At 71.0% G+C, this 12983-nt stretch carries 8 protein-coding genes; 1 reads left to right on the forward strand and 7 read right to left on the reverse strand.

Annotated features, from left to right (window positions below; all coding sequences use genetic code 11):
• Window positions 1-109: 109 nt before the first annotated feature.
• The 6 genes from ABWV53_RS12980 to ABWV53_RS13005 form a co-directional block, all read right to left on the reverse strand.
• Window positions 110-850: a lysophospholipid acyltransferase family protein gene (locus tag ABWV53_RS12980; protein WP_353366484.1), complete on the reverse strand. Its 741-nt coding sequence runs from the start codon at window positions 848-850 to the stop codon at window positions 110-112.
• Window positions 851-887: 37 nt separating this feature from the next.
• Complete coding sequence (locus ABWV53_RS12985) at window positions 888-2186, reverse strand: dihydroorotase (RefSeq protein ID WP_353366486.1); 1299 nt, start codon at window positions 2184-2186, stop codon at window positions 888-890.
• Window positions 2187-2253: 67 nt separating this feature from the next.
• The gene (locus tag ABWV53_RS12990; protein WP_502903897.1) at window positions 2254-3222 is read right to left on the reverse strand and encodes an aspartate carbamoyltransferase catalytic subunit; all 969 of its coding nucleotides are present in this window, start codon (window positions 3220-3222) and stop codon (window positions 2254-2256) included.
• Window positions 3219-3770 (reverse strand): bifunctional pyr operon transcriptional regulator/uracil phosphoribosyltransferase PyrR, encoded by a 552-nt coding sequence (gene pyrR / locus ABWV53_RS12995; protein WP_353366490.1) that lies wholly within the window; start codon window positions 3768-3770, stop codon window positions 3219-3221. The genes ABWV53_RS12990 and pyrR overlap by 4 nt, the downstream gene beginning before the upstream one ends.
• Window positions 3767-4201: a Holliday junction resolvase RuvX gene (ruvX, locus tag ABWV53_RS13000; RefSeq protein ID WP_353366492.1), complete on the reverse strand. Its 435-nt coding sequence runs from the start codon at window positions 4199-4201 to the stop codon at window positions 3767-3769. Before ruvX ends, pyrR begins: the two co-directional genes overlap by 4 nt.
• Entirely contained in the window at window positions 4198-4815 is a 618-nt protein-coding gene (locus ABWV53_RS13005) for a YqgE/AlgH family protein (RefSeq protein ID WP_056660349.1), read from the reverse strand. The genes ruvX and ABWV53_RS13005 overlap by 4 nt, the downstream gene beginning before the upstream one ends.
• Before the next feature lie 21 nt (window positions 4816-4836).
• Here ABWV53_RS13005 and ABWV53_RS13010 point away from each other — a divergent pair, with 21 nt between their 5' ends.
• Window positions 4837-6303, forward strand: coding sequence for a cryptochrome/photolyase family protein (locus ABWV53_RS13010; protein WP_353366719.1), 1467 nt, complete (start codon window positions 4837-4839; stop codon window positions 6301-6303).
• 163 nt (window positions 6304-6466) lie between these two features.
• On the opposite strand, the gene ABWV53_RS13015 is transcribed toward ABWV53_RS13010, so the two are convergent.
• Window positions 6467-12952, reverse strand: a complete 6486-nt coding sequence (locus tag ABWV53_RS13015) for a hybrid sensor histidine kinase/response regulator (RefSeq protein ID WP_353366495.1) — start codon at window positions 12950-12952, stop codon at window positions 6467-6469.
• Between the last annotated feature and the right edge of the window lie 31 nt (window positions 12953-12983).

The following is a 12983-nucleotide window of genomic DNA, read 5'->3' on the forward strand; positions in this document are numbered from 1 at the left end:
GCCGATTCCATACCAGTTAGGCCACCATCGCCCGCTGGATAAGGGTCTTACGCTATATTTTTAATAGCAATGTTGTGATGGTGAAGGGCGGCTGCGCCCCCTCACCGCTTCAGCTGCGCCGCAGTCCGTCCACCACGCCCCGCAGATCGTCCGCCCAGGTGCGGCGGTCGCGCCCGTCGGCGTGCTGCGGCGCTCCGTAATGCACCACGGCCACCAGGCCGTCGGCGCCGAGGGTGCGCCAGAGCGAGCCGACCAGCGTCTCCTCGCCCACGTAGCTCGCGGCCTGGCTGGGTGCGCCGGTGCGGGCGTCGACGAAGCGCAGGCCCACCGGCAGCACGGGCGCATCGGCGCTGATGGCCGCCTGCAGCAGGTTGGCATGGAACGGCAGCAGCACGATGCCGTTGCTGGTGGTGCCTTCGGGGAACACGGCCAGCAGGTCGCCCGCCTCCAGCGCCTCGCGCATGGTGTGCACCACGCGCAGGGCGTCGCGGCGCGAGGCGCGTTCGATGTAGAGCGTGCCGGCGGCGGTGGCGAGCCGCCCGACCACCGGCCAGTGCTGGACGTCGGACTTGGAGACGAACCGGCAGTGCCGTGCCGCATGCAGCACCGGAATGTCGAGCCAGGAGATGTGATTGGCCACCAGCAGCAGCGGCCCGTGGACGGGCGGTGTGCCGCGCACCTGCAATGCAACCCCGGCGTGCCGCAGCAGCCCGGCCGCCCAGGCCTGCACGCGGGCATTGCGCTCGGCCACCGTGAAGCGCGGAAACCGCAGCAGCACCGTACACAGGCCGCTGCCGATGTGGGCGACCAGCCGCAGCAGGCGCGCGCAGGCGCGAACGTGGCGGTTCATGGGGCGACGCGCGGGCGTGGCGGAAACGGCTGGGCGATCAGGCCTGGCGCTCGAATGCGACCTGGCCGCCCACCAGCGTGCAGCGCACCCGGCCCGGCAGTTCGTAGGCCGAGAAAGGCGTGTGCTTGCCCTGGCTGCGCAGCGCGGCGGCTTCCACCGTCCAGGCGCCTTGCGCATCGACCACGCACAGATCGGCCACGCCGCCTTCGACGATCTGGCCGACGCTGGCCTGCAGCGTGCCCAGGGCGCTGCCCAGCACGCGGGCCGGCTCGGCGGTCACCACGGCCAGGGCCCGCGCCAGCGGCACGCCGGCGTCTTGCGACCACTTGAGCGCCACGCTCAGCAGCAGCTCCAGCCCGGTGGCGCCGGGCTCGGCCTCGGCGAAGGGCAGCACCTTCTCGTCTTCATCGACCGGCGTGTGGTCGGACACCAGCGCGTCGAGGGTGCCGTCGGCCAGCGCGGCCAGCAGCGCGTCGCGGTCGCGCTGCTGGCGCAGCGGGGGCGAGAGGCGAGCGCGGCTGTCGAAGAAGCCGATGTCGGTGTCGGTGAACATCAGCGAGTTGATGCTCACGTCGGCCGTCACCTTCAGGCCCGCCGCCTTGGCCTGGCGGACCAGATCGACGCCGGCAGCGCTGGAGAGGCGGCACAGGTGCACGCGCGCGCCGGTGGTCTTGAGCAGTTCGAAGATGGTGTGCAGCGCGATGGTCTCGGCCGCCACGGGAATGCCCGACAGGCCCAGCCGCGTGGCCAGCGGCCCGCTGGCGGCCACACCCCGGCCCAGGTACATCTCCTGCGGGCGCAGCCATACGGTGTAGCCGAAGGTGGCGGCGTACTGCAGGGCGCGCTGCAGCACCTGGGTGCTCTGCAGCGCGACTTCGGCCTGGCTGAAACCCACGCAGCCCGATTCGGTGAGTTCGGCCATCTCGGTCAGCACCTCGCCGGCCAGGCCCCGCGTGAGCGCGCCCAGCGGGAAGAGCCGCGACTGGTGCAGCTTCTCGGCGCGGAACTTGAGCATCTCGACCAGGCCGGGCTCGTCCAGCACCGGGTCGGTGTCGGGCGGGCAGACCAGGCTGGTCACGCCGCCGGCCACGGCCGCTGCCATTTCGGATTCGAGCATGCCTTCATGCTCGTGGCCGGGCTCGCGCAGGCGCGCCGCCAGGTCCACCAGGCCCGGCACCACCAGGCAGCCGGCGGCATCGATCACGCGGGCAGGCGCGAAGTCGCGCGGCGCGCCGCCCAGCGCGATGATGCGGCCGGCCGCCAGGGCGACGTCGCAGGTCTGGTCGAAGCCGCTGGCCGGATCGATCACGCGGCCGTTCTGGATCAGTATCTTCATGGTTTCAAGCCCCATATGCCCCCAGCGCTTGATGAATAAGCGCCAGCAGCTATTATTTTTATAGCAATCAAGCCTCGTTCCCGGCGACGATCGACATGACCGCCATGCGCACGGCAATACCGAAAGTGACCTGCGGCAGGATCACGCTCTGCTTGCCGTCCACCACGGCGGAGTCGATCTCCACGCCACGGTTGATCGGGCCGGGGTGCATGACGATGGCGTCGGGCTTGGCCAGCTGCAGCTTCTCGGGCGTGAGGCCGAAGCTCTTGAAGTATTCCTGGCTGGAGGGCAGCAGCGCGCCGCTCATGCGCTCGTTCTGCAGGCGCAGCATGATGACCACGTCGGCGTCCTTGATGCCCTCTTCCAGCGTGTGGCAGACGCGCACGCCCATCTGCGAGAGGTCGCCCGGCACCAGGGTGCGCGGGCCCACCACGCGCACCTCGGGGCAGCCCAGGGTGGTCAGGCCATGGATGTCCGAGCGCGCCACGCGCGAATGCAGCACATCACCCACGATGGCCACCGTGAGGTTGGAGAAATCCTTCTTGTAGTGGCGGATGGTGTACATGTCGAGCAGCCCCTGCGTAGGGTGCGCATGCCGTCCGTCGCCCGCGTTGATCACATGCACATGCGGCGCCACGTGCTGCGCGATGAGATAGGGCGCGCCCGATTCGCTGTGCCGCACCACGAACAGGTCGGCGGCCATGGCCGACAGATTGGCGATGGTGTCCAGCAGCGATTCGCCCTTGGCTGCAGAGCTGCGCGCGATGTCCAGGTTGATCACGTCGGCCGACAGGCGCTTGGCCGCGATCTCGAAGGTGGTGCGCGTGCGGGTGCTGTTTTCGAAGAACAGGTTGAACACGCTCTTGCCTCGCAGCAGCGGCACCTTCTTCACCTCGCGGTCGTTCACGCTGACGAAGTTGGCCGCGGTGTCGAGGATGTGGGTGAGGATGCCCTTGGGCAGGCCCTCGATGGAGAGCAGGTGGATCAGCTCGCCGTTGGCGTTGAGTTGGGGGTTGCGCTTGTACAGCACCGTCAGACCTCTTGGATGTTCACGTCTTTCACGTCGAAATGGAACGCGCCGGCGTCGGTGCGGGCCAGCGCCAGCGACTGGCTGGCCGGCAACGCCACGCGGGCGGCGGCGAAGTCCGCCTGCACCGGTAGCTCGCGCCCGCCCCGGTCCACCAGCACGGCCAGCCGCACGCTGGCGGGGCGGCCGTAGTCGAACAACTCGTTGAGCACGGCGCGGATGGTGCGGCCGGTGTAGAGCACGTCGTCCAGCAGCAGGATGTCGGCGCCGTTCACCTCGAAAGGCAGCGTGGTCTGCGCGCTTTGCGCGAGGCCCCGCTGCGAGAAATCGTCGCGGTGCATGGCCGAAGACAGCACACCCGCTTCGCCCGCCAGGCCCAGGTCCTTCTGCAGCCGCTCGGCCAGCCAGGCGCCGCCCGAGGCGATGCCCGCCAGCTGCGTCTGCCCGCTGCGCAGGGCGCGCACGCCGCGCAGCAGCTCGGCGTAGAGCGCCTCGGCGTCGAGCGACAGCGTGCCCGTGGCACGTGGGGCGGTGGAAGGCGATGGGGGGGCGCTCATGGCAGATTCCTCAAAAACTGTTCCAGGATGATGCAGGCGGAGGCGGCGTCCGCATCGCGGGCGCCGGCGGCATGGGCTTCGGTGGTGCTGTAGCGCTCGTCCACCTCGAAGACCGAAAGGCCGAAGCGGCCCCGCAGCTGGCGGGCGAACTTGAGCGCGCGGGCGGTGTTCTCGTGGCTGGCGCCGTCGGGGTGGTAAGGCACGCCGATCACCAAGGCGTCGGGCTGCCATTCGCGGATGCGCTCGGCCACCTGGGCGAAGCGGGCGTCGCCCTCGGCGCGGATAGTGGCCTGCGGCGTGGCGGTGCGGAGCATGCGATTGCCCACCGCCACCCCGGTGCGCTTGAGCCCCAGGTCGAGCGCCAGGAACGACTGGAAATGCGCGGGAACGGCAGCAGTAACGGCGGGGGCTGGAGCAGGCGTGCTGCTCATGCGCGCCCGGCCTCGGGCGAGAGCGTCCACGCCTGCAGGCCCAGCAGGCCCAGGGCGCGGTCGTAGCGCTGGCCCACCGGCGTGTCGAAGATGACGGACAGATCGGCGCCCACCGTGAGCCAGCTGTTTTCGGCTACCTCGGATTCGAGCTGCCCCTGCGCCCAGGACGAGTACCCCAGCGTGACGAGCACCCGGCGGGGGCCGGCGCCGGTGGCCATGGCTTCGAGCACGTCCTTGGAGGTGGTCATCTCCAGGCCGCCCGGGATGGTCATGGTGGAGGCGTAGATCGATTCGTCCGGATCGATGGGCGTGCCGGTGTCGGCCGAGGCGGCCACCATGGGCTCGTGCAGCACGAAGCCGCGCTCGGTCTGCACCGGGCCGCCCTGGTAGACCGGCTCCTCGGTGAGGTCGTCGCGGCGCAGCGACAGGTCGACCTTGTCGAAAAGGCCGCTCAGGCTGATGTCGGAGGGCTTGTTGATGATGAGCCCCAGCGCCCCGCGTTCGCTGTGTTCGCACACATAGACCACGCTGCGCGAGAAAGACGCGTCTTCCACCCCCGGCATGGCGATCAGGAAGTGGTGCGTCAGGTTCATGGGCGCAGAATCGGCAGGCATTCCGCAATTTTAACGGTGAACATGGACTCCACTTTTTCTTCCGGGCTGGTCTGGTTCCGGCGCGACCTGCGGTCGGACGACCAGGCCGCGCTCTACCACGCGCTGCGCCAGTGCCGCCAGGTGCACTGCGTCTTCGTCTTCGACCGCGAGATCCTGGACCCACTGCCCCGCGCCGACCGGCGGGTGGAGTTCATCCGCGAATCGCTGGTGGAGCTGCATGATGCGTTGCGCAAGCTCTCGGGCGACGAGCATGGCGGGCTGATCGTGCGCCATGCGGTGGCCCGCGACGAGCTTCCCGCCCTGGCCCGCTCGTTGGGCGTGCAGGCCGTCTTCACCAACCACGACGACGAGCCGCAGGCGCTGGAGCGCGACCACCACGTGCGGGCGGTGCTGCTGGCGCTGGGCATCCGCCTGCTGACCTTCAAGGACCACACGGTCTTCGAGCGCGCCGAGGTGCTGACCCAGTCCGGCACGCCCTACACCGTCTACACGCCCTACAAGAACGCCTGGCTGCGCAAGGTCGACGACTTCTACCTGAGCGCCTATCCGGTGGAGCGGCACGCCCGCCGGCTCGCCCGGCGCCCCGAGGGCCTGCGCGGCCCGGTCCCGTCGCTGCAGGCCATCGGCTTCGAGAAGACCACGCTGGCGCAGTTGCGTATTCCGACCGGCATGAGCGGCGCGCAGCAGTTGCTGAAGGACTTCCTCGAGCGCATCGACGCGTACGACGATGCGCGCGACTTCCCTGCGATCAAGGGGCCGAGCTACCTCAGCGTGCACCTGCGCTTCGGCACGCTGTCGGTCCGGCAGGCGGCGCGCCTCGCGCACGAGCGCAGCCGCAAGGGCAGCGCCGGCGCCGCGACGTGGCTCAGCGAGCTGATCTGGCGCGACTTCTACTTCCAGGTGCTGGCCCACCATCCGCACGTGGCGGGCTCGAGCTTCAAGCCGGCCTACGACGCCATCGCCTGGGAAGAGGGCAAGCAGGCCGACGAACACTTCGCCGCCTGGTGCGAGGGCCGCACCGGCTACCCGCTGGTGGATGCCGCCATGGCCCAGATCAACCAGACGGGCTACATGCACAACCGGCTGCGCATGGTGGTGGCGAGCTTCCTGATGAAGGACCTGGGCATCGACTGGCGCTGGGGCGAGCGCTACTTCGCCGAAAAGCTCAACGACTACGACCTGTCGGCGAACAACGGCGGCTGGCAGTGGGCCAGCTCCAGCGGCTGCGACGCGCAACCCTACTTCCGAATCTTCAACCCGGTCAGCCAGAGCAAGAAGTTCGACCCGGACGGCAGCTTCATCCGCCGCTACCTGCCGCAACTGGCGCGCCTGCCGAATGCGGCCCTGCACGCGCCCTGGCTGGCCAAGCCGATCGAGCTGGAAGCCGCGGGGGTGGTGCTGGGCCGGGACTATCCGGAACCGCTGGTGGAGCATGACGCGGCGCGTGAGCGGACACTGAAGCGCTACGCAGTGGTCAAGGGCGGTTGACCAGGCGGGCGAAACCGGGGTTCGCCGTTCCGCGGGCTCGGGTTCCTCGCCCCATCCCTTCAGGCTCTGCCGCCCGACCCCGCGAGCTGCAGCCCGCTTTCCAACCGCAGGGAAAAAGCACGGGCCGCACGCGGCGGCCCGTGGTCTGGCACCGGGGAGACGATCAGGCTTCCTGCGCCTGCGCGGCCTTCTGCGCGTAGTGCTTGACCAAGCTCAGCAGCTCCTCGTCGGAATACGGCTTGCCCAGGTAGTGGTTCACGCCCAGCTCCATGGCGTGGTCGCGGTGCTTCTGCGCGATGCGCGAGGTGATCATCACGATCGGCAGATCGCGCAGCGCCGCGTCGCCCCGGATGTTGCGCGCCAGATCGAAGCCGTCCATGCGCGGCATTTCAATGTCGGACAGCACCAGGGTGGGCCGCTCCTGCTGCAGGCGCTCCAACGCCTGCAGGCCGTCGGCCGCCAGCGCCACGCGGTAGCCTTCGCGCTGCAGCAGGCGCTGCGTCACGCGCCGCACGGTGATGGAATCGTCCACCACCAGCACCAGCGGCACGCTGCGCGCTTCCGCTCCCGCCAGTGCCGGGGCGCCGGCGCCCGCGGCAGCCACGGCGCCGTGCAGGGGCGTGGGCGCCTCGGTGCGCGCTTCCACCCGCGCCTGCGCGGCCGCTCGCACCTGGTCGCCGTACACCGTGGCCAGGGCCACCGGGTTGTAGATCAGCACCACGGCGCCGGACGCCAGCACGGACATGCCGGCGAGCCCCGGCAGCCGGGACAGCTGGGGCCCCAGGTTCTTCACCACCACTTCCTGGTTGCCCAGCACTTCGTCCACGTGCAGGGCGATGCGCTGCGCGGCGCTGCGCAACACCACCACCGGCCGCATGCGGCTGGCCGGCTCGTGGCTGGCGGCCGATGACTGCAGCAGCGCGCCCGACCAGAAGAACGGGATGCTCTCGGCGCCGTCCTTGAAGTGGCCGGTGCGGTAGCAGTCCTCGAGTTCGGCCACGGTGGTGCGGCGCACGATCTCCACCAGATTGGCTGGCACGCCGATCGACTGGTGGCCCGCGCGCAGCATCACCACCTGCGTGACGGCCGTGGTCAGGGGCAGCACGAGGCGGAACGACGTGCCCCGGCCGGGCTCCGATGCGGTTTCGATGCGTCCGCCCAGCGCCTGCACCTCGGCGCGCACCACGTCCATGCCGATGCCGCGGCCCGCCAGCTCGGTCACTTCCCCGGCCGTGGAGAAACCAGGCAGGAAAATGAGCTGAGCCGCTTCGTCGGGGCCGATCTCGGCAGCTTCCGGCACCAGGCCCTGCGCAACGGCGCGCTGGCGAATGCGCCCCAGGTCCAGGCCGGCGCCGTCATCGCGGAAGTCCACCGACACGTCGTTGCCTTCCTGGCGCAGCGCGACGGTGATGGTGCCCGCTGCGGGCTTGCCGGCCGCGGCCCGCTGGTCCGGGCTTTCGATGCCGTGCGCCACGCAATTGCGCAGCAGGTGTTCGAAGGCGGGGGTCATGCGGTCCAGCACCCCGCGGTCCATCTCGATGGATCCGCCGGAGATGTCGAGCTTGATCTGCTTGCCCGTGTCCTTCGAGGCCTGGCGCACCACGGCGTAGAGCCGCTCGGCGATGCCCTCGAACTCCACCATGCGGGTGCGCAGCAGGTCGCGCTGCAGCTCGCGCGCCTGCCGGCCCTGGGCGATCAGGTCGTCCTCGGCCGACTCCACCGTGCGCTGCAGGTTGCGCTGCACGGTGGCCACGTCGTTGACCGACTCGGCCATCATGCGGGTCAGCTCCTGCACGCGGGTGAAACGGTCGAATTCGAGCGGGTCGAAGCCGGCGCCGCTGTCCTTGGACAGCGCCAGGCGCGACTGCATCTGCGACTCGGCCTGCACCTCGATGTCGCGCAGTTGCTGGCGCAGCCGGTCCAGGTTACCCGACAGCTCGTCGAGCGAGGTGCGCATCTGGCCGACCCGCACGTCCAGCCGGGACCGCGCGATCATGACCTCGCCCGCCTGGTTGACCAGCCGGTCGAGCAGCTGGGCGCGCACCCGCACCGACTGGCCGGCGGCCGCGCCGCGCGCGGCCAGCGGTCCGGTCGACAGCGGAACGCGGCGCACCGGCTGCGCGGCCGGCATCGCGGGGGGCACGGCGGCATCCGCGCCCTCAGGGCCGGCGCCAGGGCCGAACGCATCGGGCGCGGCGCCTGGCGGCGCCACGGTGCCAGGCACCACCGCGACCGGCTCGGTCAGCGGCTGGGCGCCGATGGCGCGCAGGGCGCCGAAGTTGCCCTGCAGCCCGTCCAGATGGGCCAGCAGCGGCTCGATGTCCTGGCTGCGCGGGGCCTCCGTGTCGATCTGCTCGACGGCGGACTCCATGCGGTGCGCCATTTCGCCCAGGCGCATGGCACCGGCCAGCCGCGCACTGCCCTTGAGCGTGTGCAGGCCGCGCAGCAGCTCGCTGCGCGCTCCCATGTTGTCGGGCCGCGCCACCCACTGGCGCAGCGCGCCGCCCAGGCCCGGCAGCAGTTCGATGGCCTCTTCCTCGAAGATCGGGAACAGGTCGGGATCGATCACGTCGAGCGCATCGATGTCGTCGTCGATGTCTCCGCCCAGGGGCAGGACCGGCGCGGCCGCGGAATCGTCCGCTGCGGCAGCGTCGATGCCGGCACCCACCACCGACAGCGCTGGCGCCACGTATCCAGGCGTGCCGGCAGCAGCGGTTTGCTCCGCAGGCGACAGATCGGCAGGCTCCACGGGCGCCGGCGAATCCAGATGCGCGAGCGACGCGAACTCGGTCGGCTCCAGCGCGCCCTCGAAGTCGAACCGGTCCGACGCCGGCGCGGGCAGGTCGGCCAGGGGCAGGAATTCCGTGGGCGCCAGCGAGTCGGGGAAGTCGGCGGCGGACTCGGTGGCCGCCTCGGCATCGGCCGGCCCGTGCGCGAGCGGCGCACTGCCGGTCTCCACCTCGGTCTGCAGGATGGCGCGCAGTTGCTCGAGCACCTGGGCGTTGGGCTCCTTCAGGAAGCCGGCGGCGAACTGGTGCAGCAGGCGGCGAATGTCTTCCGCCGCCGCGCTGAACACGGCCGCCTGTTCGGCGATGCCGCGCCGTTGCAGCTGCACGTGCTGCAGCGCATGCTCCAGCGTGCGCGCCATTTCCGACAGCGCCGCGAACCCGACGGTGGCCGAGCTGCCGGCCAGCGAGTGCGCCAGCGCCACGGCCACGTCGGGCAGCGGTTCGTGCAGCTCCAGCGCCCATTCCTGGAGCGTGGTCGCCAGGCGGCGCGACCACTCGTCCGCTTCGTTCAGATAGACGTTGTAGAGCGGGATGCCGATGCGCAAGGTGTCGATGACCTTGACCGCTTCGTCGGCGGACGCCGTGGCGGACAGGTCCGCCGTTTCTTCGGACGGGGTGCCATCGACGCCGTCGGTGCCGTCGGTGCCATCGATTGCATCGACGTCGATATCGGCGGGCCACGGCGCATCCAGGTCCGCAAGCACATCCTGGTCGGTGCCGGCATCGGTGCGAGCCTCCTGCGCGGCGGATGCCGCCGAGGGTTCTTGCGAAACGAGGTCCGGCGTATCGCCCTTTACGTCGTCCGCTACGTAGCCCGTGGCATCGTCCAGCGCCCGTTCCGGCGCGGGCACGTCCACGTCATCCGGGGCGGCGAGCGCCGTGGCAGGCAGCGCTTCGGCGTCGCCTGCAGCCGTATCGCGGTAATCGGCCGCCAGCAGGCCCTTGGCCGCCGCATCGGCGTCTTCGAGGGCCCGGGTGAAGGCGGCGAAGTCGATGTCCTCCGCCAGATCGGGCGCCGGCATCGGCACCGCGCCTTCGTCGTCCAGCGAGACCGGCCAGTCCGCGAAGTCGTCGGCGAGCGTGGTGTCGGCGAAGTCGGGGGGCGCAGCCGGTTCCTGCAGCGTGGTCTGCGGCCAGGCGCCTTCGTCGACGGGAGCATGCGGTTCGTCGGCCGGGCCGTGGTGTTCCACCACCGGCGCGCCCGGCGTCTCCGCCGCGGGCTCGACTGGCTCGACGGGCTCGGCGGGCTCCGAGTTTGGGCTGCCGGGCACTTGCAGCGGCCCGGTCCAGCTGCCCGAGCGGGCTTCCTCGGCGGCCTGCTGGAAGGGCTGCGGGCTCCATGCGTCGGCATCGCCGCGTGCGATGGCATCGCCCCAGCGGCCAAAGGCCTGCAGCGACTGCTCCGACAGGTCGAGCAGGTCGGGCGGGATGGGCTTTTGCTCGGCCAGCCAGGCGTTGAGCGTTTGCTCCATGGCCCAGGCGGCATCGCCGAAAGGGTTGAGGCCCACCATGCGGGAGCTGCCCTTGAGCGTGTGGAACGCCCGGCGCAGCGTCGTCTGCTCGCTCAGATCGCCGGGCGCCGCGCGCAGGGCCTGGACGGCGGCGCCGCCGCTTTCCACCACCTCGCGGGCCTCCTCCAGGAAGATGTCGAGCAGTTCCTGGTCTTCCTCGTCCGGCGCGGGCAGCGGAGCGGCCGCCGGCACGGGCAGCGGTTCGGGCGGAACGGCGGCGGCCAGCGATTCGACGGGATGCAGCTCCTGCGGAGCCAGATCGAGGTCGAAATCGAACATCGGCTCGGCGGCGGGCACCGGGGCGGGTGCCGGGTCGGTGTCGGCGGGCAGCCCGGCGAAAGCCGGGGCATCGTCGACGGGCGCCCAGGACGGCACCGGCACCGGCTCGGGCTGCGGCGCGGAAGCGCCTTCGCGCATTGGCGCAGGCTCGGCGTCGAAGGCGGGCTGCGGGTGGAGCGGCGGCGCCAGCGCTTGGGCAGCGGCGGGCATGGCGGACGGCGCTGCGGCCTCTGCCACGTCGGGCCATTTGCCTGGCTCGGCCGGGCCGTCGCCGGCGCGGCTGCGGGCGCGGCCCGTCAGCAGGCGCAATTCACCAGCCTCCTCGTCGTACACGAAGAGCTTGCGCGCCATGTTGCGCTGGTAGCTGAGCATGTCGATCAGGAAGCCCAGCGCGCCGAGGCTGTTGCCCAGCTTCTCGAAGACCGCCTGCCGGTCCGCCGCGGGGACGTCGTTCGTCAGCAGGCGCTCGACCGCGTCGCGCATGCGCAGCACGGCGAGCGAAGCCTGCTCCAGTCCCAGCACCGACAGCACGCCGCGCATCTGCGCCAGCCGGTCGGGCACCGGCATCAGCACCGACAGGTCTTCCGGGTCGCGGAAGAACTGGTCCATCGCCTTCTCGGCTTCACCCAGCGTGGCGCGCAGTTCGCCCACCACGCTCCCCATGGTCTGGTGGTCGCTGACACGCCGATACAGCTCTTCCATCCAGTGTTCCAGGGGTTCGGGCTCGCCCCCCGCGACCACGCGGTCGAGCCGCTCGGCCAGCCGGGCAGCGCGCTCGGCCATGTAGTCCTGCGCGGTGTCCAGTTCCTCGAATGCGGCCTGCAGGTAGAGCACCGAGGTCGCGACCTCCATCGCCAGCGCCGGCGACGGCGGTTCGCCCGAGGCGGCGGTGGTCTCCACCGCACGCGTCAGGGCGCGGGCCAGCGCCTCGCTGCCGGGGTGCAGCCGGCCCAGGGAATCGCAGACCAGGCTGAACTGGTCGGCCGAGGGCTTGAGCTTGTTGCGGTCGCCGCCGGCCAGGGCGGACCAGGTTTCGGCGGCGGCCGCGATGCGCCGGCGGGCCTGCGCCAGCACCGCCGGGTCGTAGAGGCCGTAGCGCGGGGTTTCGTAGTCCACCGGGCCGAACCGGCCCAGATCGAAGGTCTGGCGAACGGCATGCAGCGTGGGCGCGGCGGGGCCGGCAGCGGCCTGCGTGCCCTCGGGTTCACGCGCCTGGGCGCAGAAGAACAGCAGATCCTGCAGCAGGCGGTCCGCGATGGTGGGGTCGCCCTTGGCCAGGGTCGCGTACTGCATGAGCACGCGCGAGGCGACGCGCTTGACGTAGACGTCGGGCGTGAGCAGGCCGTGAGCGAATGCGTCGAAAAAGCCCGCCGCGATCTTCCAGAAGGACCGCGCCTGCGGATCGGATTGGGAGGCGACGAAGCCCAGGCAGGCGTCGCGCAGCTGACCTGCCGCGGCCTGGTCGCCCAGCTTGACGATGCGCAGCACGGCATGGTCGAGCCGCGCGCGCGCAGCGGGTCCGTACGGCAGGGGCTCGGCCTCGGCCGTGAGCTCGGGCTCGCGCCGGCGGCGCTCGGTGGGCCAGAGGTCTGCCGGATGCACGCGCTCGGCACCGGTCAGCGCCTGCACGTCGCGGTACTGCGGGAACAGCGCCACGGGCGAGATGTTCTTGCCCGCCAGCACGTTGTCGAGGTATTCGACCAGGGCGAAGCTGGCGCGCTCGAGCACCGATACCGCGTCGTCGCCGCAGTGCTCCGGGCGCTGCACGAAGCGCTGGACGGCGGCCTCCATCGAGCGCAGCACGAGCGCCGCGGGCGCCATGCCGACCATCTCCAGCGCGCCGCTCGCCTGGTGCAGCTGCTGGCGGGCGACCCGCAGGGCGCCGGCGTCGAGCGAGGCCAGGTCGGATTCGCGCGCCAGGTCGGCCTCGCGCACGAAGCGGCGCAGCGACTTGACGGCCCCATCGAGCGACTTGCGCAGCTCGTCCAGCACCCACGCGAGCGGCCCCAGGTCCTGCTCGCCCTTCGAGCCATCGGCGTCTGTTGCGATTGCGGCGTCCAAAGATGGCATGAATTCGTCCCCGGCTGCCTCCAGCCAGTGT

The sequence above is a fragment of the Acidovorax sp. FG27 genome, from assembly GCF_040365715.1.
Classification (GTDB): Bacteria; Pseudomonadota; Gammaproteobacteria; order Burkholderiales; family Burkholderiaceae_C; genus Paracidovorax.